Genomic DNA, 24,840 nt, shown 5'->3' on the forward strand with positions numbered 1-24,840 from the left:
TAAAATACCAGACTATTCATGGTGTAGTAATTTTAATTATTTTTTTATTGATTTGATCTGCTTTTTGGCTAAAGTTGCCGCGAGGTGAGCTTAGCGTTGCGGTGATTTATACATTTTCTGATGTGGTAAATGTTTAATTCTGGATCTGGATGTATGTTTTTACTTCGACAAGTATTTGAGTTTATTTGTTCAGGTGGGGATATGACGAGGTTTATTTGTCATGCTGGTGCTGCTCTAATTATTCAGGGTATATATTTATCTCTTCCAGTTTTTTTGATTCCAAATGAATAAGAGGTATCAACTGAGTCACTGTATCCTAAATAATTCGAGTTGTATGTAGGCGGTCACCCTTGGGAACTCACGCTGTGTCAGTGACGGGGGAAGAGGAAATCCCATACTCAAGCCATGTAAACAGAATGCTATAAGCCGAACGCTGCCGGGACAGGCAGTGCGGTGATATTTAGTAACCATGCCTACCAGCGAATGATGGAAATAACATAATAAAGAGGGATTATATGAGGGAGCTAACGGTACAGGAATTGAATGACGTGAGCGGCGCTGGCGTTGTTCAGGATATATTAGCGTGGGGAGGCGATACTGCCGGGAATTTCATTGGTAAAGCCATTGGTAGTGCAATATTAGGCGCGATGGGCCCAATTGGTATAAGTATCGGCAGTCTGATTGGCGGGCGTCTTGGTTCCGGCGTTGGGCGCGTTATTGGCAATATTGCCGGTTCAATGGTTGAGGGATTCATTAAATTACTCGGCCGTTAAATGATTGAACCGCGCGCGGCAATGATTATTATATTGCTGCGCGCTGGTTTTCTTCGCTGGATGAGGCGGCTATTGCAGTTGATTGATGATGTTTTCTCTTTTTTTAGCCCGATATTATTTTTATCCTGCGGATAGAGTTTATGGTGTAACGGGAGCGCATTTCGTAACGTCAAGCGTGGCGGCACTAAAATTTGAGTGGCGTAAAGGCAATAAACGCATAACGCATCGATTGGCGGTTGCGGGGGGAAGTTGTGGTGAGCGGAGGGGCTAACGCTTGTGGCACGTGTCGTTTTCCAACCGATATAGCGTGGGCGAGTAACTGCGCGTACATTTTGCTACAATGCACAAAACCCCTTTTTAACGTGCCGGTTGCGGCACTCCAGGCTAGACATCATGAAAGAAAAAGAGAAGGCAGAGATTAAGCGCCTTAGCGACCTGCTGGATGCGCTGAACCATAAAGACGCGGTCGTGATCCAACAGGGCAATGCGGATCTGATTGCGCAACATGTAAAAGAAAAAGAAAAATTGGCGACGGAAATCGAGCGTTTGAAAAACGTGCGCGTTGAAAAGCTGAGTGCGGAAGCGCAAAAGCTGCAACAGTTGCCGTTTAGCCGTGAAATCACCAAAAAAGAGCAGGCGGATATGGGCGCATTGAAGAAAAGCGCGCGCGGCTTGGTGGTGGTGCACCCAATGACGGCGCTGGGCCGTGAAATGGGGCTGAAAGTGGTTACCGGTTACGCGAAAAAAGCGTTCTGATTGCCGACGCATCGGAGCGCAAGCCTGCTCCGATGCATCATTTGCCGTTTAGCCGTGTTTGCTGGCGACAAACGCCTTGGTTTGATAGGGCACGATGACCGTTTCTTGCCCACCCAGCTCTTCTTCTTGCGCCACCAGTTGGCGAATCTGATCGATAACCTGTTCCTGCTGCGCCGACGGCATAGCGGCAATAAAGCTGGTGGAACGCACGCGGTTATAAATCACATCTTCTATCGCACCACGATGATTGAACATGAAATCTTGTTGCTGTAATGCCGTGAAGCCGTTGCTCGGAAACAGGTTACGCCATTCACCCGTATAAAAACGTGGCGCATCACCTTCGTGGCGATCGATGATCTGGTTCAGCCTACGAACCCAACTGACGCGCGCGTCACGCACGTTCCATACCAGCCCCAATTTACCGCCGGGTTTAAGAATACGCTGGATTTCCGCCAACGCCTGCGGGGTGGCAAACCAGTGGAATGATTGAGCGCAGACTACGGCATCGACCGACTCATCCGGCAGCGGAATTGCATCGGCGGTTGCCGTCAGCGTTTGCACCTGTGGCAATGCGGCTGACAGCTTTTCCACCATTTGTGCTATCGGCTCGACAGCAATCACCTGCGCACCGGTGTCCAACAGGCGCGGGGTGAATTTTCCGGTACCAGCACCTAAATCAACCACCGTTTTACCCGCGTGCAGGCCAAGATCGTTGCGCAACCAGTCGGTGAGTGCTGCTGGATAGTCTGGCCGACCTTTGACGTAGCGGTCAGCATTTGCCTGATAGCCTGTTGCGGCAGCATGATGAAGTGAGAGGGTCATAATGTCTCTTGCCTTATGTGTTAGCGGCCCAGCAGGCGGCGGTTAAAGTCTTCAATTTTGCCTTCACTGATACGCAACCACAGGGTTTTGCACCAACTGGCGGAAAGCCCGGCGGCCGACAGTAAACGGCGATACTGTTCTTCATCGAATGGCATATGCCAGGCGATACCGATGGCGTCCGCCACCGAAACATCGCTGTTGCGCGCGACGCGTTCCAGCGGACGATAGCCGTTGACCAAACCCGGCGAAATAACCCGGTACAGCCAGCCGCAGCGGCCGCTTTGCTGCATCAGTAGTGAGAGATCGTCAATGTTGAAATGATGATTGAGCTTGAAGCACGGTGAGCGCGGTTGCGTGACTTGAATCAGCGCCTCGCCCCAGCGGAAAATATCACCGATATTTACATGGTGTTCGGTGAGCCCGGCGGTTGAGATATTCTCGCCGAAGGCGGGTGAAGCAAACCGTTCTGCCAGTGCGGGAAACTGCGCACGCCAATGGGCGTAATGCTCGCGTGGATAGTGGCACAGTGCGCGGTCTGCGCCGCCGTGGTAGCTTTTTTCCGCTTGCTCATCGCCTGCCAAACCCAGCGCAGTTAACTTGACTGCGCCGTCCACTTGGCGTTTGGCAATGGCGCTTGGCCGCCCACCGGCGTAGGACTGGATCTGACCAAGGTAAACCTCAGGGTGATGCATAGCGCCTCCGTTCTTCTTTTCCTTGATATTAAAATACGTGCCCGTTTGCCGATCGCTCGATGATGGTGGCGCGAACAGGTTCGACCGTTACGCACTCAGCAACATGTTCATTTTCATCAGGCTTAGCCCCGACACCGCGGCCAGCCGTAGGGGCGAGGCATGCCGCGTTCGTTTGTCTATCGTACGATGATCGCGGAGCGAACAGGTTCGACCGTTACGCACTCAGCAACATGTTCATTTTCATCAGGCTCAGCCCCGACACCGCGGCCACCCGTAGGGGCGAGGCCTGCCTCGCCCGTTTGCCGATCGCTCGATGATGGTGGAGCGAACAGGTGTGACCGCTACGCACTCAGTAACATGTTCCTTTTCTTCAGGCTCAGCCCAGCACCGCAGCCCCCCGTAGGGGCGAGGCCGGCCTCGCCCCTTTGCTTCATTGTACGATGATCGTGCTGCGAACAAGGGCGACCGCTCCGCACTCAGCAAAATGCTCAGTTTCATCTGGCTCACCCCCAGCACCGCAGCCCCCCGTAGGGGCGAGGCATGCCTCGCCCGTTTGCCCATCGCACAATTATCGTACAGCGAACAGGTGCGACCGCTCCGCACTCAGCAAAATGCACATCTTCATCGGGCTCAACCCCAGCACCGCAGCCACCCGTAGGGGCGAGGCAGGCCTCGCCCATTTGCCCATCGTTCGATGAGCGATCACCGGGATGAAACGTTAAACGTCGTGGGGAAATGATCGAAAATCAGCATAGCCTGAGTTGTGGCCGGATGACAGCGGAAACCGCCCGAAACAGTCGGGCGGTAAGCAGTATTAGAAGGTGGTCCAGTTATCCTGCTCGGATGCGGCGGTTGCCTGTGGCGTTTTGACGTCCACTTTTTTATGCGCGGCCGTTGGGTTGACGGTAACGGCTTGATGATCGGCTAATTGGAAGACAGAAACGCTTTGCAGCAGCATATCCGCCTGTTCTTCCAGCGAGTCTGCGGCGGCGGCGGATTCTTCCACCAACGCGGCATTTTGCTGAGTGGTGTGATCCATTTCGACGATCGCCTGGCCAATCTGCGCAATGCCACGCGTTTGCTCATCAGATGCGGCGGCGATTTCTGCCATGATGTCGCGCACGTGCGTGACGTCGCGGACTATTTTCTCCATGGTATTGCCGGTGTCCTCAACCAGCGTGGTGCCGGTTTGCACCCGATTGACCGATTCGGCGATTAACCCCTCAATCTCTTTAGCCGCCTGCGCACTGCGTTGCGCCAGATTACGCACCTCGCTGGCGACGACGGAGAAACCGCGCCCTTGTTCACCCGCCCGCGCCGCTTCAACCGCTGCATTGAGCGCCAGGATATTGGTTTGGAAGGCAATGCCGTTGATTAAGGTGGTAATTTCGGCAATACGCTGCGAACTGCTGGAAATATCGCGCATTGTCGCGACCACGTTGTGGACCAGCTTGCCACCCTGCTGGGCGGTTTGCGACGCATCGGTGGCTAATTGGTTGGCATGATGTGCGTTATCGGCATTTTGTTTTACGGTGGCCGTTAACTGTTCCATGCTGGCGGCGGTTTCTTCTACCGCTGCGGCCTGTTGTTCGGTGCGTGAAGAGAGATCGGTATTACCGGCGGCAATCTCGCTGGCGGCGGTCGATACCTGATTGACGCCCAGCTGGATTTTCTCAATCATATCGCGCAGGTTTTGGCTCATCGCGGCGACAGCATTAAGCAGTTGGCCCAGCTCGTCCCGACGCGCGCTGGTTTTTGCCTGCCGTAAATCACCGGTGGCGATGCGTTGCGCCATGTCCAGCGTATCGTGCAGCGGCCGGGTGATTTGCAGCGTGATTCGCCATGCCACCAACAGGCCAACGAAAATGGCGATCAACGTTGTGATGCCCATTTGCAACTGTGCGGTGTCGATGTTGCGGTGGGTTTGCTGTAGCTCATCTTTCATGAACGCAGTGACCAGCTGACCGATTTCCCCAGCATGTTGGTCTAATCGTTTGCTGATGGCCTGCTCTTGCTGGTAAGCCGGCAGATAAGCGGCGATACGCGCTTTGTATGCATCCAGCGCCGTTAGCAGTGGCTGTAATAATGGTTTTTGCGCCTCTGGCAGGCGCTGATTAAGCGCAAGCGCTGTGCTGCGGGCATCATCAATGGCGGCAATCAGCGGAGTTTCTGCTTCATGAGTGAGGTTGAGCAGCAGGCCGCGCGCGCCATAACGAACCAGCGTCAGTTTCTGATTTAGCTGAATGAACGCTAATTGCAGCTCGCCATTGGTCAGTTGACGTTCCACCTGAGCCAGACTGGCTTGCACTTCCGACATATTCCAGCTCTGACGCACCGCATTTTTATCGGCTACCGCCTGGATGAATAGCGTTTGCTGGTGTTGGTACTCCCCGATCAGGCTCACTAAGCGTTTGAGATCTTTACGGCTTTGCGGATCCCAATCCAAATCCTGTCCGCGTTTAATCAGCTTCACGGCATTAGCGATATGGCTGCGGTTGTTGTTGAGGTATTCCGTTTGGTAGGTTTGGCTATACATCGCCCGGCTATATTTAGCCTGATTGATTTCGTTATGTAATTGATTACTGAAATCGATGCGATCGGAGCGTGACTCGATCATCGTGAGATAGTGAATACCGGTGCCGGCAATAATCGCCGCCAGCAATAACATGAGAAAAAACCCAAGTCCCAGTTTTTTACCCACGGTGAGATGAACGAATTTACCTGCCAGTGTTTGCAATGCCGCCATGCTTTGTCCCTTTTTTAAGCGATGTTATGGAGAAAACCATCGGCTTTTGCGGGATAAACTTTAGCGAAATTTTGCACAAAAAAATGCCCGCGTTGAGCGGGCATCAGATAAATGGGGCGAATTATTTCTTCGCAGCGAAGCGGGCTGCCGCTTCATCCCAGTTAACCACGTTCCAGAATGCTTTGATGTAGTCTGGGCGTTTGTTCTGATATTTCAGATAGTAAGCGTGTTCCCATACGTCCAGCCCGACGATCGGGAAGCCAGAAGCGCCCGCAACCGCTTCACCCATCAGTGGGCTGTCTTGGTTCGCGGTTGAAACCACTGCCAGCTTGTCGCCTTTCAGCACCAGCCAAGCCCAACCAGAACCGAAACGGGTTGCTGCGGCTTTCTCGAACTCTTCTTGGAATTTCTCAACGCTGCCGAAGTCGCGCTCGATGGCGGCTTTCAGATCGCCAGACAGCGTGGTGCCGGTTTTCAGGCCTTTCCAGAACAGGCTGTGGTTGGCATGGCCGCCAGCGTTGTTACGCATGAAGGTACGCTTGTCAGCCGGTACTTTGTCCAGATCTTGGATCAGTTCTTCAACGCTGAGCGATGCCAGCTCTGGGCAGGCTTCCAGCACGGTGTTGGCATTGTTGACGTAGGTCTGATGGTGTTTGGTGTGATGGATTTCCATCGTCTGCTTGTCAAAGTGCGGTTCCAGTGCGTCGTAAGCGTAAGGCAGTGATGGCAGTGAATAACTCATGATCATCGTCTCCAGTAGGATTGAGCGGCGCAACATTGTAAGCACCGCGTAAGCAGTCGGATCATTATAGTTAATTAAATGATATTGAAAATGATTATCAATGCCCTATAAACGGTGCGGTTTTGCGCTAGTCTTTGATACGCTGTGGGTGAGTGAACACCGTCGCACGGCCGGTTTTGCTAAATCCGACCAGCGTCAGGTTGCTGCGTTCGGCGATCTCGACCGCCAAAGAGGTGGCCGCAGAAACCACGAACAAGATTTCTGCACCACACATGGCGGTTTTTTGTACCATTTCGTAGCTGGCACGGCTGGAGGCCAGCACCGCACCTTGCGACCAACCTTGTTTGGCGCGCAGGCCAAGCAGCTTGTCGAGTGCGACGTGGCGGCCAATGTCTTCACAGCCACCAAGCATCTCGCCCTGCGGTGAGAGCCAGCAGGCGGCGTGGGTACAGCCGGTCAATTGGCCGATGGTTTGCACTTGGCGCAGTTGCTCGAGCGCCGGGTCGAGTTGGCTGAGGGAAAAGGTTTGGCTGAAAGGCAGCGGCGTTACCGGGCGATAGATGTCAGCCAATTGCTCAATACCGCATACCCCGCAGCCGGTGCGGCCAGCCATTGCGCGGCGGCGTGCCTTCAGCCCGACAAAACGACGACTGGACAGCTCAATATCCACTTCCAGCCCGTTGCAGGTCTGATTAATATCTATACTGTATATATCTTGCGGTGACTCGATGATGCCTTCCGAGAGGGAAAACCCCAAGGCAAAGGCTTCTAGATCTTTCGGCGAGCACATCATCACCACATGTGAGATGCCGTTATAGACCAAAGCAACCGGCACTTCTTCGGCCAGCCAGTCTTGCTGTGCCGTGGCGAGTTGGCCGCGTTGATACACCGCGGTGCGGCCTACGCCTGTGAGCGGCGCCGCATTTATTTGCTGCCTTGGATCTATGTTGTTCACTGAATTAGCACCTATCTGTAACAACCGTAGTTACCGTATGGTAATATGCGTCGGCTGTATCGTTATCACTATAACAACGGTTATTTTAGCGCTTCACGCTGCGGCGGGGAAAGCGTTTACCCGAAAGAATTCGAGCCACAGGAAGGCGGCAAGGCTGGGTTTATCCCAGGGCATGGCAAACTCAGTGCCGAGGGAACCCGCGCAGTTAACGCATCTGTAGTTTGAAGTATGACGGGTACATTCGAAACAATGTGACACTAGCGAATAGAAAGGAGACCCCCATGCAGGTCAGCAGAAGGCAGTTCTTTAAGATCTGCGCTGGCGGTATGGCAGGGACGACGGTGGCCGCGCTGGGATTTACCCCGGAGCTGGCGTTAGCGGAAACCCGGCAGTATAAACTGCTGCGCGCCCGTGAAACCCGTAATACCTGTACGTATTGTTCCGTCGGCTGTGGGCTGTTGATGTACAGCCTTGGCGATGGCGCCAAAAACGCCAAAGAAAGCATTTTCCATATCGAAGGGGATCCGGATCACCCGGTCAACCGCGGCGCGCTTTGCCCGAAAGGCGCGGGGCTGGTGGATTTCATCCACAGTGAAAGCCGGCTTAAATATCCTGAATATCGCGCCCCCGGCTCCGATAAATGGCAACGAATCAGTTGGGATGATGCCTTTACCCGCATTGCCAAACTGATGAAAGAAGATCGTGACGCCAACTTCGAGGCGAAAAACACCCAAGGTGTGACCGTCAACCGCTGGCTGACCACCGGTATGCTGTGCGCTTCGGCCTCCAGCAATGAAACCGGTTATTTAACCCAAAAATTTAGTCGCGCTCTCGGCATGCTTGCCGTAGACAACCAAGCGCGTGTCTGACACGGACCAACGGTAGCAAGTCTTGCTCCAACATTTGGTCGCGGTGCGATGACCAACCACTGGGTTGATATTAAGAACGCCAACGTTGTTGTTGTGATGGGCGGTAATGCGGCAGAAGCGCATCCGGTGGGATTCCGCTGGGCGATGGAAGCCAAAATTCACAATAACGCCAAACTGATCGTGGTCGATCCACGCTTTACCCGTACGGCCTCCGTTGCGGATTTCTATACGCCAATCCGTTCCGGCACCGACATTGCCTTCTTGTCGGGCGTGTTGCTGTACCTGATGACCAACGAAAAAATCAACCGCGAATACGTTGAGGCCTACACCAACGCCAGCTTGCTGGTACGTGAAGACTTCAGCTTCGACGACGGCTTGTTCAGTGGCTACGATGCGGAAAACCGCCAGTACGACAAAACCACTTGGCACTACCAACTCGACGAAAACGGCTACGCTAAGCGTGATGTGACGCTGCAAGATCCGCGCTGCGTGTGGAACATGCTGAAACAGCACGTCAGCCGCTATACGCCTGACGTAGTGGAAAATATCTGCGGTACGCCAAAGGCTGATTTCTTGCAGGTGTGTGAATACCTCGCGGAAACCAGCGCGCACGACAAAACCACCTCGTTCCTGTATGCCTTAGGGTGGACGCAGCACTCGGTCGGTGCGCAGAACATCCGCACCATGGCGATGATCCAGTTGCTGCTCGGCAACATGGGCATGGCGGGTGGTGGCATTAACGCGCTGCGTGGCCACTCCAATATTCAGGGGCTGACCGATCTCGGCCTGCTGTCGCAGAGTTTGCCCGGCTACATGACGTTACCTTCCGAAAAGCAGACCGATCTGGACAGCTACCTTCAGGCCAACACGCCGAAGGCATTGTTGCCGGGGCAGGTGAACTATTGGGGTAATTACCCGAAATTCTTCGTCAGCCTGATGAAAAGCTTCTACGGTGACAAAGCGCAGAAAGACAATGCCTGGGGCTTTGACTGGTTGCCGAAGTGGGATAAAGGTTACGACGTATTGCAGTATTTCGAGATGATGTCTCAAGGTAAGGTCAACGGCTATTTCTGCCAAGGCTTTAACCCGGTTGCCTCATTCCCGGATAAAAACAAAGTTGTGGCTTCACTGTCCAAACTGAAATTCTTGGTCACTATCGATCCGTTGAATACCGAAACGGCCAATTTCTGGCAGAACCACGGTGAATTCAACGATGTCGACTCGGCAACGATTCAGACCGAGGTGTTCCGCCTGCCGTCTACCTGCTTTGCTGAGGAAAATGGCTCGATCGTTAACTCCGGCCGCTGGCTACAATGGCACTGGAAAGGTGCCGATGCGCCGGGGGAAGCGATGCACGACGGCGAAATCCTGGCGGGCATCTTCACGCGCTTGCGTGAGATGTATGCGCGCGAAGGGGGAGCCGTGCCTGAGCCGGTGCTCAACATGACCTGGGATTACCTGACGCCGGACGATCCCGCTTCGGAAGAAGTGGCGAAGGAAAACAACGGTAAAGCGTTGGCCGATCTGCGCGATGCCGATGGCAACGTGGTAGTGAAGAAGGGCGAACAGCTGAGCTCGTTTGCGCAACTGCGTGACGACGGCACCACCGCCAGTGGCTGTTGGATCTTCGCCGGTAGCTGGACGCCAGACGGCAACCAGATGGCGCGCCGTGATAACGCCGATCCATCCGGTCTCGGCAATACGCTGGGCTGGGCATGGGCATGGCCGCTGAACCGCCGCATTCTGTATAACCGTGCGTCGGCCGATCCATCAGGTAAACCGTGGGATGCCAAGCGCCAACTGTTGGCGTGGGACGGTGCCAAGTGGGGCGGGGTAGACGTTGCCGATTACAGCGCAGCTGCACCAAACAGCGACGTTGGGCCGTTCATCATGCAGCCGGAAGGCATGGGCCGCCTGTTCGCCATCGATAAAATGGCGGAAGGGCCGTTCCCTGAGCACTACGAGCCGTTTGAAACGCCGATCGGCACTAACCCGCTGCACCCGAACGTGGTGTCTAACCCGGCCGCGCGCGTGTTTAAGGACGATCTGGCAACGATGGGTAAATCCGAACAGTTCCCGTATGTCGGTACCACCTATCGCCTGACCGAGCACTTCCACTACTGGACCAAGCATGCGCGGCTCAACGCCATCATGCAGCCGGAACAGTTTGTGGAAATCGGTGAGAAGCTGGCGGAGAAGAAAGGCATCAAACAGGGCGATACGGTGAAAGTTAGCTCTAACCGCGGCTTTATCAAGGCCAAGGCGGTGGTGACTAAACGTATTCGCACGTTGCAGGTTAACGGCCAGGACGTCGACACTATCGGTATCCCGATCCACTGGGGTTATGAAGGTGTGGCGAAAAAAGGCTTTCTTGCCAACACCCTGACGCCGTTTGTCGGCGACGCCAACACGCAAACGCCGGAGTTCAAGGCGTTTCTGGTCAACGTGGAAAAGGTGTAACGGAGACGAGTTATGGCAATGCAATCTCAAAACATTATTCGTAAATCCGCGACTAACAGTCTCACACCGGCACCGCGTGCGCGCGATCATCAGGAAGAGGTGGCAAAACTGATCGATGTCACCACCTGTATCGGCTGCAAGGCCTGTCAGGTGGCCTGTTCTGAATGGAACGACATTCGCGATGAAATCGGCCATAACGTCGGGGTGTACGATAACCCCGCCGATCTGACGGCTAAATCGTGGACGGTGATGCGTTTCTCTGAAGTGGAAGAGAACGGCAAACTGGAGTGGCTGATCCGTAAGGACGGCTGCATGCACTGTGCTGACCCAGGCTGCTTGAAAGCCTGCCCGTCGGAAGGGGCGATTATCCAGTATGCCAACGGCATCGTCGATTTCCAGTCAGAACACTGCATCGGTTGTGGTTATTGCATCGCGGGCTGCCCGTTCGACGTGCCACGCATGAACAAGGATGACAACCGGGTGTATAAATGCACCCTGTGTGTTGACCGCGTTGATGTGGGCCAAGAACCGGCCTGCGTGAAGACCTGCCCAACCGGCGCGATTCACTTTGGCACCAAGGACGCGATGAAACAGATCGCGGCAGAACGCGTTGGTGAGCTACAAACGCGGGGTTACCAAAATGCGGGGCTGTACGATCCGGCGGGCGTGGGCGGCACCCATGTGATGTATGTACTGCATCACGCCGACAAACCGCAGCTCTACCACGGCTTGCCGGATAACCCGACCATCAGCCCGGCGATCACCTTCTGGAAAGGCGTGTGGAAACCGTTGGCGGCCATCGGCTTTGCGGCCACCTTTGCAGCCAGTATCTTCCACTATGTCGGCGTTGGGCCAAACCGCGTTGAAGAGGAAGAAAACGACGAGCTGCATGATGAGGAGACGCGCAAATGAAGAAGGAAAAGCCAATTCAGCGTTACAGCGCGCCGGAGCGGATTAACCACTGGATTGTGGCGTTCTGCTTTATTTTGGCGGCCATTAGCGGGCTGGGGTTCTTCTTCCCGTCCTTCAACTGGCTGATGAACATCTTTGGTACGCCTCAGTTGGCGCGCATTCTGCACCCGTTTGCCGGGGTGATTATGTTCGCGGCGTTTCTGCTGATGTTTATGCGCTACTGGAAGCATAACCTGATCAACCGGGAAGATATTACCTGGGCAAAAAACATCCACAAAATCGCCATGAATGAGGAAGTGGGTGACACCGGGCGTTATAATTTCGGTCAGAAATGCGTATTCTGGGCGGCGATTATCAGTCTGGTGCTGTTGCTGGCCAGTGGTATCGTTATCTGGCGGCCGTACTTTGCCCCTGCGTTCCCAATCCCGCTGATCCGCATTGCGCTGTTAGTGCATTCGCTGGCGGCGGTAGGGCTGATCATTGTGATTATGGTGCATGTTTACGCCGCGCTGTGGGTAAAAGGCACCCTGACCGCCATGATTGAGGGTTGGGTACCGGCTGCCTGGGCCAAGAAACATCATCCACGCTGGTACCGCGAGGTCCGCAAGAAACAACAGGAAGACAAACCCAGATGAGTATCCGCATCGTTCCTAAAGAACAGTTAGGGGCACAGCGTGAGAAGTCTACAGCGGCGGAAGCAATTCCGCCGTTGCTTTTCGCGAACCTGAAAAGCCTGTACAGCCGCCGCGCCGAGCGCTTGCGCCAACTGGCGGCCGATCATCCCTTGGGTGATTACCTGAACTTCGCCGCGACCCTTGCCGAGGCACAACAGCACGCCTTGCATGACCATCCGTTGACGATGGATTTGTCCGAGCTGTTGGTGCACAGCGCCGCCAGTGGCAAGCCGCCGCTCGATGTGAGCGTTTTCCCCCGCAGCGAGCACTGGCAAACGCTGTTGACGGCGTTGATCGCCGAGCTGCGGCCACAGGCACCAGAACATGTGGTCGCGGTATTGGATAACCTGGAAAAAGCCTCAGCGCATGAACGGGAACTGATGGCCGACGCGTTGCTCAACCGTGAGTTTGCGCACATCGGCAGCGAGAAAGCCCCGTTCATTTGGGCGGCGTTATCGCTGTATTGGGCACAGATGGCCAGCCTGATCCCAGGTAAAGCCCGTGCCGAATACGGTGAACATCGTCAGTTTTGCCCCGTTTGTGGCAGCATTCCGGTGTCTAGCATGGTGCACATTGGCACGGTAAACGGCCTGCGCTATTTACACTGCAACCTGTGCGAAAGTGAATGGCATGTAGTGCGCATCAAGTGCAGCAACTGTGAGCAAAGCCGGGATCTCAACTATTGGTCGTTGGACAGCGAACAGGCGGCGGTAAAAGCCGAAAGCTGTGGTGACTGCGGCACCTACCTGAAGATTTTATATCAGGAGAAAGACCCGCAGGTGGAAGCCGTCGCCGATGATTTAGCCACGCTGATCCTCGATGCCAAAATGGAAGACGAGGGCTTTGCCCGTAGCAGTATTAACCCGTTCCTGTTCCCCGGCGAATAAGGGTTCATCCCCGCTGATAGGCTGATACCACCGGGCAAGATGGTGGTATCAGCGACGGAGAAACTGAGCGTATTGGTCAGTTTCCGCGCCTCGGCAAGCGGCGTTATCTTTTCCCCGCCCATATCGGCCTGCTTATCTGGCATTCAACCGCGTGACTTGCTACGTTTACCCAATGACGCGCAAAGCGAAAGGAAAGCGAGAATGCTTAAAACGATAGCGAAATTCGCCACAATGGCTTGGTTGGTGAGCGGATTGGTCGCCTGTGATAACGTTGACAAGAAACAGCCCACCGAACCGCAACCCGCCCCCGAACCGACCGTCACCCAAACGGTGCCGCCAGCGCCAAAACCGGAGGAAAAACCTGCGCCGTTGCCGGGGCTACACGTTTCATTGCAACAGGGCAACATCACCTTTGAATTACCGCCGGGCTTTAGCGATCAAACCCCGAACAGTGGTTTCATCAATGACAGCAAATCGCACACGCAACTGTTCCTCGACAGTAAAGTGCGCCAGCGTACGGTCACTTCGGAAGTGGTGCCGCCAGAGGGCATGAAGCTGGATAACAGCGATAAAATGCGCAAAGAACTGATGCAGAGCATGATGCTGGAGCTGGGCGAGCGTTATCAAAACATCAAAAAAACCAAAGAAGAGAATTTTACCGTTGGTAAACAGACCTTTCGCCGTCTGGATAGCGAACAGCAGGTCAACGGGCAAAACGTGGTTGCTACCCTGATATTGACGGTATTCAATAAGCGGGTTATCACCTTGCAAATGCTTTCCCCCGCCAAAACGCCAGACGTACATCAGGCATTGGTACAGCGGATCATCGACACGCTCGCCGTCAAATAATTCCAGCTTACCGGGCTTCGTCGCAGACCAGATAAACCCACAGGTCATGCCCAATGGCTTGTGGGGAAGCAAGTGGAAAAATCTCTGGCAGCTTATATAAGCAGCTCGGGAGACAACGCAATAGTAGCCGCCGTTAATTGATTGCCTTAAATAATAATTTATCTATAAATAAATTGGATATAAATCTTCATTAACTAACGTCAGGTTTCTTCTATTTACTGATCAAAGAAGCGTTAACTCCGTTTCAGTTGCATGCGTTCACAATAAGAGAGAACAGAATCTCTCCCCCTTCTTTTGTATTAGTCACCACACAACAAAGGGCAATAGGTGTCATTTGACATCCATTTCTAATAAGCTCACCATACTGTTTATGCATACAGTGTTTGTGTGCATTTTACCGGCTTTAGATACACCTCAATACGCAGCCTACGCTGTTTCCTACTGCTAGGGGGAGTGAAAAATGCCACTTGATTGTAAAAAAGGATATTAAAAATAGGGAGTTTTATCATGACTGAGCAAAAGAAGAATGCACAGGTACTTAATGGCATCAATGAAGACATTTCCGAACTGAAATCGTTGTCCACGCTGCGCAAGCGTGTCGTCAGTGATAGTGAAATTGTATCCAAATCAGCAAGCGCCTTCCGCCTGGCTAACGGTAGCACCGGCGTGATACTACGTAACGATAGCAAGGATTTTTACACGTTGATCACACCGACCGGTCAGGCTTTGGATGGTTCGTGGAATACCTTACGCCCTCTCACTATTAATCTTGCTTCGGGTAGGGTCTCACTGCGCAATGGTGTTGATATATCGGGTGGTGCCTTGGTATCACATGATGCAGGGATTAGCGCTATGACAACAGGCCCCGCATCGCTCATTGATGGGCAGACATACGGCGCCCCAGAGATACAAACCCATTTCACTAGTGGTAATGTGACCACCACAATGAAAATGTCTACCCGCTTTGCGGCCGGGAAAGAAGAAATGGGATTAATTTCTTATCGGGATTCAGAAGGTGTTTGTAATGAAATGAAATTACGAAAAGGAGGCGGTTTAGATATCGGCGGATCTTTTATTTCAAGTAGCTCACACTGGGGAGTCATGAAATGTAGCGATGCCGTTTCGGAAAATGCCACTTCCGCCTGGAACTATGGCATGGTGCTTTATGGGCGAGCTCATGAACACAATGTCGGTTTTTCACACTATGAGCAATTCAATAGTCACACGGCCGCTGTTATATCAGTCAATGAAGATAATGTTAAAGTTAATATAGGATTTCACTTTAGAAGCAACGGAATTGGGTATGCTAATAACGGTTGGCAAACTTTTTCTGATCGCCGAATTAAAGACGACATCAGAGAAATCGATAGGCCGCTTGAAAAACTACTGACCCTCAAGCCTTACACTTACTACAAAAATGGCGATAGCTTTCGCAGTGCATCGATTATGGCTCAGGACCTTCTAGCGGTTCTTCCTGAAGGTGTAACGAATACTGGAACATTTATTAGACGAGATGGTGTGGAGGTAGACAACTGCCTGGCAGTCTCAAATGAGGCAGTGATTGGCTTACTTGTTGGTGCTGTAAGTGAACTTCACAAAAAGTTGCATGAGCAAGAACAGCGTCTTTCTGCTGTGGAAGATATTGTAAAGTCGTTGCATGAGAATATCCCTACTTCAAAAATAAAAACAAAGAATGAAAATTAAAATAATTATGATTCTGTCTGATTAAAATAAAAACTGCTGAATGAGTTTTTATTTGATTATGTGAAATCGCACCCTGGAATATACTCGTAGCATCAATATCAACTGACGGTTCTAAGTGCTCAAAGAAGAATGTGGAACTTCACTGAGTTGTAATCCTATTTGATAAGGCTTGGCCGATCGTCGGCCAACAGGCAGAGTTGATACTTTGAGCGCCAATCAGCCAATTGAGCGTATTTTACTATGGATAGATAAATACATTCGATAATGTATAAATAATCAAGGAGATGTTGTCATGGCGACACCCGCTTACTATAGAGATGGCGTACCCTATTCAGCCGATGGGCAGGTTATTATAACTATAACTAATGGCTCCCCTGGTATTACAGGGAGTATTGGCATTAGCCCTAATAATCCGTTCCCTATTTTTGTCCCGTGGGGGGCAACGCATGGTGGTGGGGGGATAGCGTATGATCCGAACAAGATTGTCTTTTACGGATTATCTGCTTTACGAGATAGTCAGGAAAAAATAAATAAAATCTTGGATCAGGCTAAAAGTGCTTATCCACCGAATGCAGAGAAGATCAGGGAGGAGGCCAGTGATTTACTTGCCTATTTAATAGTTTCTTGGCTTATTAATGTTCCTGAAATAAATTCAGTGGCCAATGCCTTTCAGGATGCGATTAATTCATTGCAAATGAATATTGACTTAAAAAATCAGGTGGAAGAAAGGGTCTCAGGACAAGTACAGGAGACGAAGAATAGCTTTCTGGATTTTATGAATAACAATAAGCTCTCGAATTTTATCGACAAGTCTGCTGGTATGATTGATGTGGCCATATCAACAACGGGGCCATGGTTCATCAATTTATGGAATGAGACCGTTCCGCCTAAAATTAACGCGGAAATTGAGGGGAAAAATGAACTCGTCACCTACCTTGATCGGGTGAATACCATTACGGAAGATGTGATTGCTAAGAGAAATGTACTGGCTGAGCTAAAAAACAGGGTTGAAGCTGAAATTCGTAAAGCTGAGGAGGCACGAAAGGCAGAAGAGGCGCGTAAAACTGAGGAAGCGCGGAAGGCAGAAGAGGCCCGCAAAGCCCTGTTTGGCAAAGCAGGTATTCTGGATGCACCTATGTACACGTCGGAGAGAGTGGAAGCGGCTAATGCGGCGTTGGCGGCAACAGGAGCAATCGTACTTAATCGTGCAGGCGGTATGGTACAGTTATCTACGGTGGCTAAGAGTGTCATGATGGCGGCCAGCGAGTTGGCCGGCTGGGTGTCGAGCGCCGTATGGCGAGGTACTATTTCTGTGGCGGAGGCTGCAACAGCCAGTAGCGTAGGGGCCACAGTCGGTGCTTTCGTTGTCGGATTCTGGCCAGGGAAAGCCGGGGAAGGCAGCGACAACGTTCCCGGTCGTGACATAGCGTTATTTGCCGTTCAGGCGAGCCTGGTTGCTGCGGGTAAAACGGCTGTCTGGCCAGAAATGAGCGTGGTCGATTTGCCTGTTCGCGGCTTTATTACCACGGGCAACAACGGTCAGCAAGAGGTCATGCTGGTTAAAACAGGGGTTGGAGGTGTCTCAGCCAGTGTACCTGTGTATCGGCCGGTGCGTGATGAAAAAACGGGTCTGGACAGGATAACGTTGCCGGCGGTGGCAGGCGTGCCATCGCGAACTATCTTGGTTAACCCAGCACCTGTCGAATCCACAGTGCCGTCCCATACAGGCAACGATACTCCGGTACCGGTGACGCCAGCGCACACCGGTACGGAGATTAGGCAGGCGGACAGCATCGTGACCATCCCCTTCCCGGTGAATGACCTCCCAGCGCTACAGGATTTTATTTATTGGCAGCCGGATGCCACAGGGACGGGTGTTGAAGCAATTTATGTGATGCTCAGTGGTATCTATGGTGAAACGAATGCCAAAGGTAAGTACAGTGGTCGAGACTTCCATATGGATAAAGCCGGGGGACCAATCCAAAATCTGGACTGGAAAGGTGCCAGCATTGATCGCGCCGGCGTTGATAAGATTAAATTACACACGGGGCGATTTGGGGAATCGCCCGAAAATAGAGTGATGATCGATCGTCTGGAAAAAATCCTGAAAGGGGAGTTGTCCCCGACTGATACAGATCGACGATTTTATACACATGAAATCAGAGAGTTGGAGCGTTATCGAGTTTTGGGTGTTCCCGATTGGATATCTCCTGATGATGACGGTGTTACGTGGAATAACACTCATACCGCGGCGTTAGAAGACTATAAATTAAGTAGTGATCGCTCTCTACTATACACCTCGGAAGCATTAAAATCTGGCGATGAATAAATTCAGAGAGGGAGTTATGATTGATTTCAAAACAATGTTTGATAATGAGGAAATATCGGAAATAGTTTTATTTCTTTCTGGCCGAAAAGATGGTGGGATATCCCACCCTCAATTAGATGGTTACTGCACTACGTATGGGAATTCTCGTATATCAAATATTGAACTAATTTCGTTAGTGAAGAATATGCGAGAAAAAAACTATATATCATCTAATGGGAAAGGGGGATATAAAAAAGGTCCAAACTGGGAGGAACCTAAATTTGTGGCCGAGAAAAAGTACGGCATCGAATAGCCGTCGGTGTTTTCTGAACGGTATGTTTTGAACAACGTCCAATAAACCTCCGTTGGTAGGAGGTTTTCTTTGGCGGCTAACTTATGGCTAGATCGTTTTTTGGGATTCTTGGAACAGTCAACATCGTTAAGCCGCCATGTTCAGTCACCAAAAGACCGACGCCTGTCGAATCTACAGGTAACAATGCTACACCGGTACGGAGATCGGGCAGGCGGACTGATCGCGCTGGCGTTGATAAGATTAAATTACACACGGGGCGATTTGGGGAATCGCCCGAAAATAGAGTGATGATCGATCGTCTGGAAAAAATCCTGAAAGGGGAGTTGTCCCCGACTGATACAGATCGACGATTTTATACACATGAAATCAGAGAGTTGGAGCGTTATCGAGTTTTGGGTGTTCCCGATGGTACGGTTCCAGAGAATAACTATGAAGTCTGGAACAACACACATACAGCATCATTAGAAGATTACCAACTTAGTTCTGATGAAAACCTGTTGTATACGCCAGATGCACTAAACATGACTAAATGAATTTAGAGGTACTGAAATGGTAGATTATAATGCAATGGTAAAGAATGAAAGTATGGCTGACGTTATTTTATATTTGGTTGGGCGCGAAGAGAACGGTATAGGATATCCATCTATAGATCGATTTTTTGGCAGGTATAACGCTGATAAAAAATATGAGGCATATAACATAAAGTTAATTGCTGAAACAAAGCTACTTGAGGAAAGTGGGAAAATATATTCTTCTAGAACCTATGGGGCGGGGTGTAAAAAAGGTCCAAACTGGGAGGAACCTAAATTTGTGGCCGAGAAAAAGTACGGCATCGAATAGTCTTCGGTACTTTCTGAACGGTATGTTTTGAACAACGTCCAATAAACCTCCGTTGGTTGGAGGTTTTCTTCGGTGACTAACTTCAGGGCAGAACGATGATAGTGGCTGTAATACGGTGATGCAGCCAACAGCGTGGTTTGTGAAAGACGCGAAAATCCCTCTCTGGGTGTCCGCCATACGTAAGTGGAAAAATCTCTGGGAGCTTATATAACTAAGTAACCGGGACGAACGCTGTCACGTCAAAGACGCAGGGGAAAGGAGGAGGGAATGAAACTGATCGGCAGTTACACCAGCCCATTTGTGCGTAAGATTTCCGTGATGTTGCTGGAAAAGGGCTGTGTGTTTGAATTCGTCAACGATCCGCCGTATGAGGCGGATAGCCGGGTGCTGACATTTAACCCGTTGGGTAAAGTGCCGGTGCTGATCGCCGATGACGGCGAGGTATTTTATGATTCGCGGGTGATTGCTGAGTATCTTGAGCTATTGCCAGCAACGCCCGCATTTTTGCCCGCCGATCGCGTCGTGGCGCTACGTATTCGTCAGGTAGAAGCCTTGGCGGATGGCGTAACGGAAGCGGCTGCGACGTTGTTTCGTGAGAGCAAACGCCCCTCGGCCCAACAGGATGGCGACGGGATGTTGCGCCAACGCCAGAAGCTTCAGCATGGATTGGATGCCCTAGAAGCGCTGGCGCGGGAAAAAACGCGGCTGAACGGTGCATCATTGAACGTGGCGGACATCGCCACCGGCTGTACGCTGGGTTATCTGAACTTCCGTCGTATCCTACCCAATTGGTGCGTTGGCCGCCCAGCATTGGTTAAGCTGGCTGAACGGCTGTTTGTCCGCGAGAGCTTTGCCCGCACCCAGCCACCTTGACATTATTGGCGGATGGGCGCATTTTTCGCCCATCTTGCTGATATGAAAAAAATAACATTGAGCGACCATGAGCACAGCAACCCACTCACTTTACAGCCAACTTCCCGCCATCGATCGCCTGTTGCGCGAACCCGCTATTGCACCTTTCGTCGCCACCCACGGCCCAACGCTGATTGGCGAACTGTTACGTCAACTGCAAGCGCAAGCGCGCGAAGCGATTAAGCAGCAGGCGAGTCTGCCCGACTGGTGCGATGACTGGCCGCAGGCCTTGCAGCAGCGGCTGGCGCAGCAACAGCAACCGGCGTTAAAAACGGTATTCAATCTTAGTGGCACCGTGCTGCACACCAATCTGGGGCGGGCGCAATTGGCACAGCCGGCGATCGACGCCATTAGCCAGGTGATGGGCGCGGCGGTGACGTTGGAATACGATTTAGACGGTGCCGGGCGTGGCCACCGTGATCGTGCGGTAGCCGATTTATTGTGCCAACTGACCGGCGCGGAAGACGCCTGCATTGTGAATAACAATGCGGCCGCCGTCTTGCTGATGCTGGCGGCGGTGACGCCCGGTAAGCAAGTGGTGGTATCACGCGGGGAACTGGTCGAAATTGGCGGCGCGTTTCGCATTCCAGACGTCATGCGTCAGGCGGGTTGCCAACTGGTCGAGGTGGGCACTACCAACCGTACCCATCTAAAAGATTATCGCAACGCCATCAATGAACACACCGGTTTATTGATGAAAGTGCACACCAGTAACTACAGCATTCAGGGCTTTACCGCGGCGGTGGATGAGGCTGAACTGGCGGAATTAGGCCAGGAGTTCGGGGTGGTGACTGCGACCGATTTGGGCAGCGGATCGCTTATCGATATGACTCAATATGGCCTGCCGGCGGAACCGATGCCGCAACGTCTGCTGGCGGCAGGCGTCGATCTGGTGACTTTTTCTGGCGACAAGCTGCTTGGTGGCCCGCAGGCTGGCATCATCGTCGGTAAAAAAGCCCTGATTGCGCAATTGCAGCAGCACCCGCTCAAACGCGCATTGCGCGTTGGCAAAATGACATTGGCGGCGCTGGAAGCCACACTGCGGTTATATTTACAGCCTGAACGATTGGCGCAGCAGTTGCCAACGCTGCGTTTATTGACGCGCCCCCAGCAGGAGATGCAGCAAGCGGCTGAACGCCTGCTGACGCGGTTAACGCCACATTTCAGCGGGCAATTCAGCCTGCGTGCTGAACCGTGCTGGTCGCAAATTGGCAGTGGCTCGCTGCCGGTCGATCGCTTGCCGAGCTACGCCTTAACTTTCACGCCGCAGGATGGTCGAGGTGCCACACTGGAGCGATTAGCCGAGCGTTGGCGTGGGCTGCCGCAGCCGGTGATTGGCCGCATTAAGGACGGCAAGCTGTGGTTGGATTTACGCTGTTTGACGCAGGAAGCGGCGCTGGCAGAGGCACTAAGCGTATGATTATTGCGACAGCGGGGCATGTCGATCACGGCAAAACCACCTTATTGCAGGCGATCACCGGCGTGAACGCCGATCGTCTGCCGGAAGAAAAACGCCGAGGTATGACCATCGATCTGGGTTATGCCTACTGGCCGCAGCCTGATGGCCGGGTATTGGGCTTTATCGACGTGCCGGGCCACGAAAAATTTCTCAGTAACATGCTGGCGGGGATTGGCGGCATCGACCATGCGTTGCTGGTGGTCGCCTGCGACGACGGCGTGATGCCACAAACCCGTGAGCATCTGGCGATTTTGCGTTTGAGTGGGCAGCCTGATGTGACCGTGGCGCTGACCAAGGCGGACCGTGTCGATCAGGTGCGGGTGGCGGAAGTGATGCGGCAGGTGAGCGCAGAGCTGGCGCAACAAGGTTGGGCGCAGGCACCGCTGTTTGTTACGGCGGCAGCGCAGGCGATTGGCATCGATGCGTTACGCCAGCATTTGTTGGCTTTAGCCTCCTGCGAGCGTCGGTTAACGCAGCGTTTCCGGCTGGCGGTGGATCGCGCCTTTAGCGTGAAAGGTGCGGGGCTGGTGGTGACCGGCACCGCGCTAGGCGGCACGGTGGCGGTGGGGGATACGCTGTGGCTGACCGGTGCCGATACGCCGCTGCGGGTGCGCGGTTTGCACGCGCAGAATCAGGTGGTGGAGCAGGCGCAGGCCGGGCAGCGTATCGCGTTAAATCTCAGCGGCGATGTGGGTAAAGCCGAGGTGACGCGCGGTGATTGGCTGCTGGCGCAGCAGCCTCCCGCGGCCTGCGAACGGGTGCTGGTGGCGCTGGAATTAGATAAGCCGATACAACACTGGCAATCGGTGCATGTGCATCACGCGGCTAGCCACCTGACCGGCCGCGTTGCGTTGCTGAACGCCAATCTGGCCGAGCTGATATTCGATCGCCCGCTATTTTTGGCGGAAGACGATCGCATTGTTCTGCGTGATATTGGTGCCCGTGAAACGCTGGGTGCCGCGCGGGTGCTCACGCTGGCGGTGCCAAAGCGAGGCAAACGACAGCCTGCGTTTTTGGCTTGGTTAACGCAGGTTGCGCAAGCGTCTGATGATGCGCAACGGCTGGCACTGCAGTTGACGCAGGGAACGCTGGATCTGGCGGCGTTTGCTTGGGCACGGCAACTGACAGACAGCGGGCTGGCGCAACGGCTGGACGAGCAACCCCTATTCGTTGCGGCGGGCAAGGCGCTGGCCGATGAGCACGTGCAGCAGGCACAGCAGCGTTTGTTGCAGGTGTTGGCGGATTATCATCAACAACATGACGACCAATTAGGGCTGGGGCGCGCGCGGCTGCGGCGCATGGCATTGCCGACGCTGGATGAAGCGCTGGTGTTTAAAATGATCGAACGGCTGTTGGCTGACGGTTTGCTACAAAACACCCGTGGCTGGTTGCACCTGCCGGATCACGGCTTGGCGTTTAGCGCGGCGGAACAGGCTTTGTGGCAGCGTATCGCGCCTTTGTTTGGCGATGAGCCGTGGTGGGTGCGCGATCTGGCGGCTGAGCTGAGCGTGGAAGAGAACGACGTGCGTGCCACGTTGCGCAAAGCCGCGCAGTTGGGGCACGTCACGGCCGTGGTGATCGATCGTTATTATCACAGCCAACGAATTGGGCAATTTGCCGGGCTGATCCGCGAACTGCACGCTAGCCAAGGCAGCGCCAATGCGGCTGATTTTCGCGATCGGCTCGGCGTCGGCCGCAAGTTAGCTATACAGGTGCTTGAATTCTTTGACCGCAGCGGTTTTACCCGCCGCAAAGGCAACCAACACCTGTTACGCGATGCCGGGCTGTTCTGACCACAGTTTTTATTACAGGCTGGCGGTCGGCGTTGGCGTCACGCCGCCGCTGTGGCGTTTGGTGATAAAGAGCGCCACCAGCGTGAGCCAGCACAGACCGCTCAGCAGATTAAACAGGTTGAACGAAGCGCTGCCGCCCCAACTGTAAGCGACTTTCGCCAGCTCAATGCCGAGGGTAAACACCAACATACTCAGCATGCCCATGGTGGCGGAAACGGTGCCTTTACTGACGTTGCTTGAGAACAGCGTCAGACGATAAAGCCCCGCGTTAGCCAGGCCGATACCGTAAGCGTATAAACTCAGTCCGGCGGTCATCCACAAATAAGCATGGGCAGAGAACTGTGTCGCCAGCGCGGCAACCAGTAGACCGATCATCATCGGGCCTGCGCCCAGTTTGATCAGATGCTCAACGCGATGCTTGCCGGTCAGCCGTGCCAGCGTCAGGTTGCCAAAAATCAGCGCGCCAAATACCGGGATCTGTAACATCCCGTACTCCAGCGTCGAGAGTGCTTCACCGCTGATTAAAATCACCGGCGATTGGGCAATCCATGCCAGCAGCGGCAGGCTGGCAAAACCGATCGCCAATGCGCCACACATAAAGCGACGGTTCGTCAGCACTTGGCGATAGTCGCGCCACAGATTCGCGATGGACAGTGCTTCACCTTGTAAGGTGGCCGTTTCGGGCATGGCTTTCCAGAGGCCGACGAAAGCCAGCGCAGCCAATGCGGCAAACAGCACGAACATACTCTGCCACGGCGCGACATGGATCAGCGCGGCACCGGCCAATGGCCCGAGCAGCGGCGCGATCAACGCCACATTGGCCATTAACGCGGTGATTTTTATGCAGACCGCCTCTTCGAACGATTCTTGAATGGTGGCGTAACCGACCGCGCCGATAAAGCACAGCCCAATCCCCTGTAAGAAGCGCATAAAGATAAACTGCTCGATGGTATTCACCAGCAAAATGGCCAGACAGGCGACGACAAAAAATGCCACGCCAGCCAGCATCACCGGTCGGCGGCCGCGCCGATCCGACAGTGGCCCGAGCAACCATTGCAGAAACATACCACCGGCCAGATAGGCGGTCATCGAGGTAGGCACCCACTCGACTCCGGCGTTGAAATCCGCAATAACCGCCAGCATACCGGGCTGAATCATATCGTTGCCGATATAAGCTGCGAACTCGAATAGCACCAGACACAGGGGGAACAACAGTGCCTTGCGACCCAAACGGGCGGCAGGGGGTAACGTAGTTTTCATAGTAATGTACTGACAAAAAAGGAGAAATAGGGAACTGCCAGGGCGGGAGGCGCAATCTGAGCGAGTTGTGGCGGCTATTTTGCCGTCAATGGTTAACCTGCGCAAGAGTCCGTG

At 53.3% G+C, this 24,840-nt stretch carries 21 protein-coding genes; 15 read left to right on the plus strand and 6 right to left on the minus strand.

The genetic code is table 11. From position 1 onward, the window contains the following. Window positions 1-515 precede the first annotated feature (515 nt). Together ACQKDS_RS06165 and ACQKDS_RS06170 are read left to right on the plus strand one after the other, a co-directional pair. Window positions 516-773: a hypothetical protein gene (locus ACQKDS_RS06165; protein ID WP_399667366.1), complete on the plus strand. Its 258-nt coding sequence runs from the start codon at window positions 516-518 to the stop codon at window positions 771-773. 393 nt (window positions 774-1,166) lie between these two features. After that, the gene (locus ACQKDS_RS06170; RefSeq protein WP_399667369.1) at window positions 1,167-1,529 is read left to right on the plus strand and encodes a YibL family ribosome-associated protein; all 363 of its coding nucleotides are present in this window, start codon (window positions 1,167-1,169) and stop codon (window positions 1,527-1,529) included. 48 nt (window positions 1,530-1,577) lie between these two features. On the opposite strand, the gene ACQKDS_RS06175 is transcribed toward ACQKDS_RS06170, so the two are convergent. From ACQKDS_RS06175 to fdhD, 5 genes are all read right to left on the minus strand, one after another. Beyond that, window positions 1,578-2,351 carry a methyltransferase domain-containing protein gene (locus ACQKDS_RS06175; RefSeq protein WP_399667371.1) on the minus strand — a complete coding sequence of 258 codons (774 nt, stop codon included), beginning with the start codon at window positions 2,349-2,351 and terminating at the stop codon, window positions 1,578-1,580. 20 nt (window positions 2,352-2,371) lie between these two features. Then, window positions 2,372-3,043 carry a 6-hydroxyaminopurine reductase gene (gene yiiM / locus ACQKDS_RS06180; RefSeq protein ID WP_399667374.1) on the minus strand — a complete coding sequence of 224 codons (672 nt, stop codon included), beginning with the start codon at window positions 3,041-3,043 and terminating at the stop codon, window positions 2,372-2,374. 814 nt (window positions 3,044-3,857) lie between these two features. Further along, a complete protein-coding gene (locus ACQKDS_RS06185) occupies window positions 3,858-5,789 on the minus strand; it encodes a methyl-accepting chemotaxis protein (protein ID WP_399667377.1) in 1,932 nt (643 codons plus the stop codon). A 121-nt stretch (window positions 5,790-5,910) separates the two neighbouring features. Then, the gene (gene sodA, locus ACQKDS_RS06190) at window positions 5,911-6,531 is read right to left on the minus strand and encodes a superoxide dismutase [Mn] (RefSeq protein ID WP_399667380.1); all 621 of its coding nucleotides are present in this window, start codon (window positions 6,529-6,531) and stop codon (window positions 5,911-5,913) included. Between the two features lie 127 nt (window positions 6,532-6,658). Beyond that, window positions 6,659-7,477 carry a formate dehydrogenase accessory sulfurtransferase FdhD gene (gene fdhD, locus ACQKDS_RS06195; protein WP_399667962.1) on the minus strand — a complete coding sequence of 273 codons (819 nt, stop codon included), beginning with the start codon at window positions 7,475-7,477 and terminating at the stop codon, window positions 6,659-6,661. A 290-nt stretch (window positions 7,478-7,767) separates the two neighbouring features. On the opposite strand from fdhD, the gene fdnG reads away from it, so the two are divergent. The 13 genes from fdnG (at window position 7,768) to selB (ending at window position 23,466) form a co-directional block, all read left to right on the plus strand. Next, window positions 7,768-10,815, plus strand: a complete 3,048-nt coding sequence (gene fdnG, locus ACQKDS_RS06200; protein ID WP_399667383.1) for a formate dehydrogenase-N subunit alpha — start codon at window positions 7,768-7,770, stop codon at window positions 10,813-10,815. A 12-nt stretch (window positions 10,816-10,827) separates the two neighbouring features. Then, window positions 10,828-11,727, plus strand: coding sequence for a formate dehydrogenase subunit beta (fdxH, locus tag ACQKDS_RS06205; RefSeq protein WP_399667386.1), 900 nt, complete (start codon window positions 10,828-10,830; stop codon window positions 11,725-11,727). After that, window positions 11,724-12,362 carry a formate dehydrogenase cytochrome b556 subunit gene (gene fdoI, locus ACQKDS_RS06210; protein WP_399667389.1) on the plus strand — a complete coding sequence of 213 codons (639 nt, stop codon included), beginning with the start codon at window positions 11,724-11,726 and terminating at the stop codon, window positions 12,360-12,362. Before fdxH ends, fdoI begins: the two co-directional genes overlap by 4 nt. Further along, window positions 12,359-13,288: a formate dehydrogenase accessory protein FdhE gene (fdhE, locus tag ACQKDS_RS06215; protein ID WP_399667392.1), complete on the plus strand. Its 930-nt coding sequence runs from the start codon at window positions 12,359-12,361 to the stop codon at window positions 13,286-13,288. The genes fdoI and fdhE overlap by 4 nt, the downstream gene beginning before the upstream one ends. Window positions 13,289-13,489: 201 nt before the next feature. Next, the gene (locus ACQKDS_RS06220) at window positions 13,490-14,137 is read left to right on the plus strand and encodes a DcrB-related protein (protein WP_399667395.1); all 648 of its coding nucleotides are present in this window, start codon (window positions 13,490-13,492) and stop codon (window positions 14,135-14,137) included. Window positions 14,138-14,644: 507 nt separating this feature from the next. Next, window positions 14,645-15,841 (plus strand): tail fiber domain-containing protein, encoded by a 1,197-nt coding sequence (locus ACQKDS_RS06225; RefSeq protein ID WP_399667398.1) that lies wholly within the window; start codon window positions 14,645-14,647, stop codon window positions 15,839-15,841. A gap of 292 nt (window positions 15,842-16,133) precedes the next feature. Then, a complete protein-coding gene (locus tag ACQKDS_RS06230; RefSeq protein WP_399667401.1) occupies window positions 16,134-18,170 on the plus strand; it encodes an S-type pyocin domain-containing protein in 2,037 nt (678 codons plus the stop codon). 16 nt (window positions 18,171-18,186) lie between these two features. Beyond that, window positions 18,187-18,462: a hypothetical protein gene (locus tag ACQKDS_RS06235; RefSeq protein ID WP_399667404.1), complete on the plus strand. Its 276-nt coding sequence runs from the start codon at window positions 18,187-18,189 to the stop codon at window positions 18,460-18,462. Between the two features lie 287 nt (window positions 18,463-18,749). Continuing rightward, window positions 18,750-18,995, plus strand: coding sequence for a pyocin (locus tag ACQKDS_RS06240; RefSeq protein ID WP_399667407.1), 246 nt, complete (start codon window positions 18,750-18,752; stop codon window positions 18,993-18,995). 16 nt (window positions 18,996-19,011) lie between these two features. Next, the gene (locus ACQKDS_RS06245) at window positions 19,012-19,302 is read left to right on the plus strand and encodes a hypothetical protein (protein WP_399667409.1); all 291 of its coding nucleotides are present in this window, start codon (window positions 19,012-19,014) and stop codon (window positions 19,300-19,302) included. Window positions 19,303-19,569: 267 nt separating this feature from the next. Beyond that, complete coding sequence (locus ACQKDS_RS06250; protein WP_399667411.1) at window positions 19,570-20,175, plus strand: glutathione S-transferase; 606 nt, start codon at window positions 19,570-19,572, stop codon at window positions 20,173-20,175. 67 nt (window positions 20,176-20,242) lie between these two features. Further along, window positions 20,243-21,634 (plus strand): L-seryl-tRNA(Sec) selenium transferase, encoded by a 1,392-nt coding sequence (gene selA, locus ACQKDS_RS06255; RefSeq protein WP_399667413.1) that lies wholly within the window; start codon window positions 20,243-20,245, stop codon window positions 21,632-21,634. Further along, entirely contained in the window at window positions 21,631-23,466 is a 1,836-nt protein-coding gene (selB, locus tag ACQKDS_RS06260; protein WP_399667416.1) for a selenocysteine-specific translation elongation factor, read from the plus strand. Before selA ends, selB begins: the two co-directional genes overlap by 4 nt. 12 nt (window positions 23,467-23,478) lie before the next feature. Here the strand turns inward: selB and ACQKDS_RS06265 are convergent, their stop codons facing one another. Beyond that, window positions 23,479-24,726, minus strand: a complete 1,248-nt coding sequence (locus tag ACQKDS_RS06265) for an MFS transporter (RefSeq protein ID WP_399667418.1) — start codon at window positions 24,724-24,726, stop codon at window positions 23,479-23,481. Between the last annotated feature and the right edge of the window lie 114 nt (window positions 24,727-24,840).

The organism is Serratia sp. NPDC078593 (assembly GCF_050268245.1).
Classification (GTDB): domain Bacteria; phylum Pseudomonadota; class Gammaproteobacteria; order Enterobacterales; family Enterobacteriaceae; genus JBNNGK01.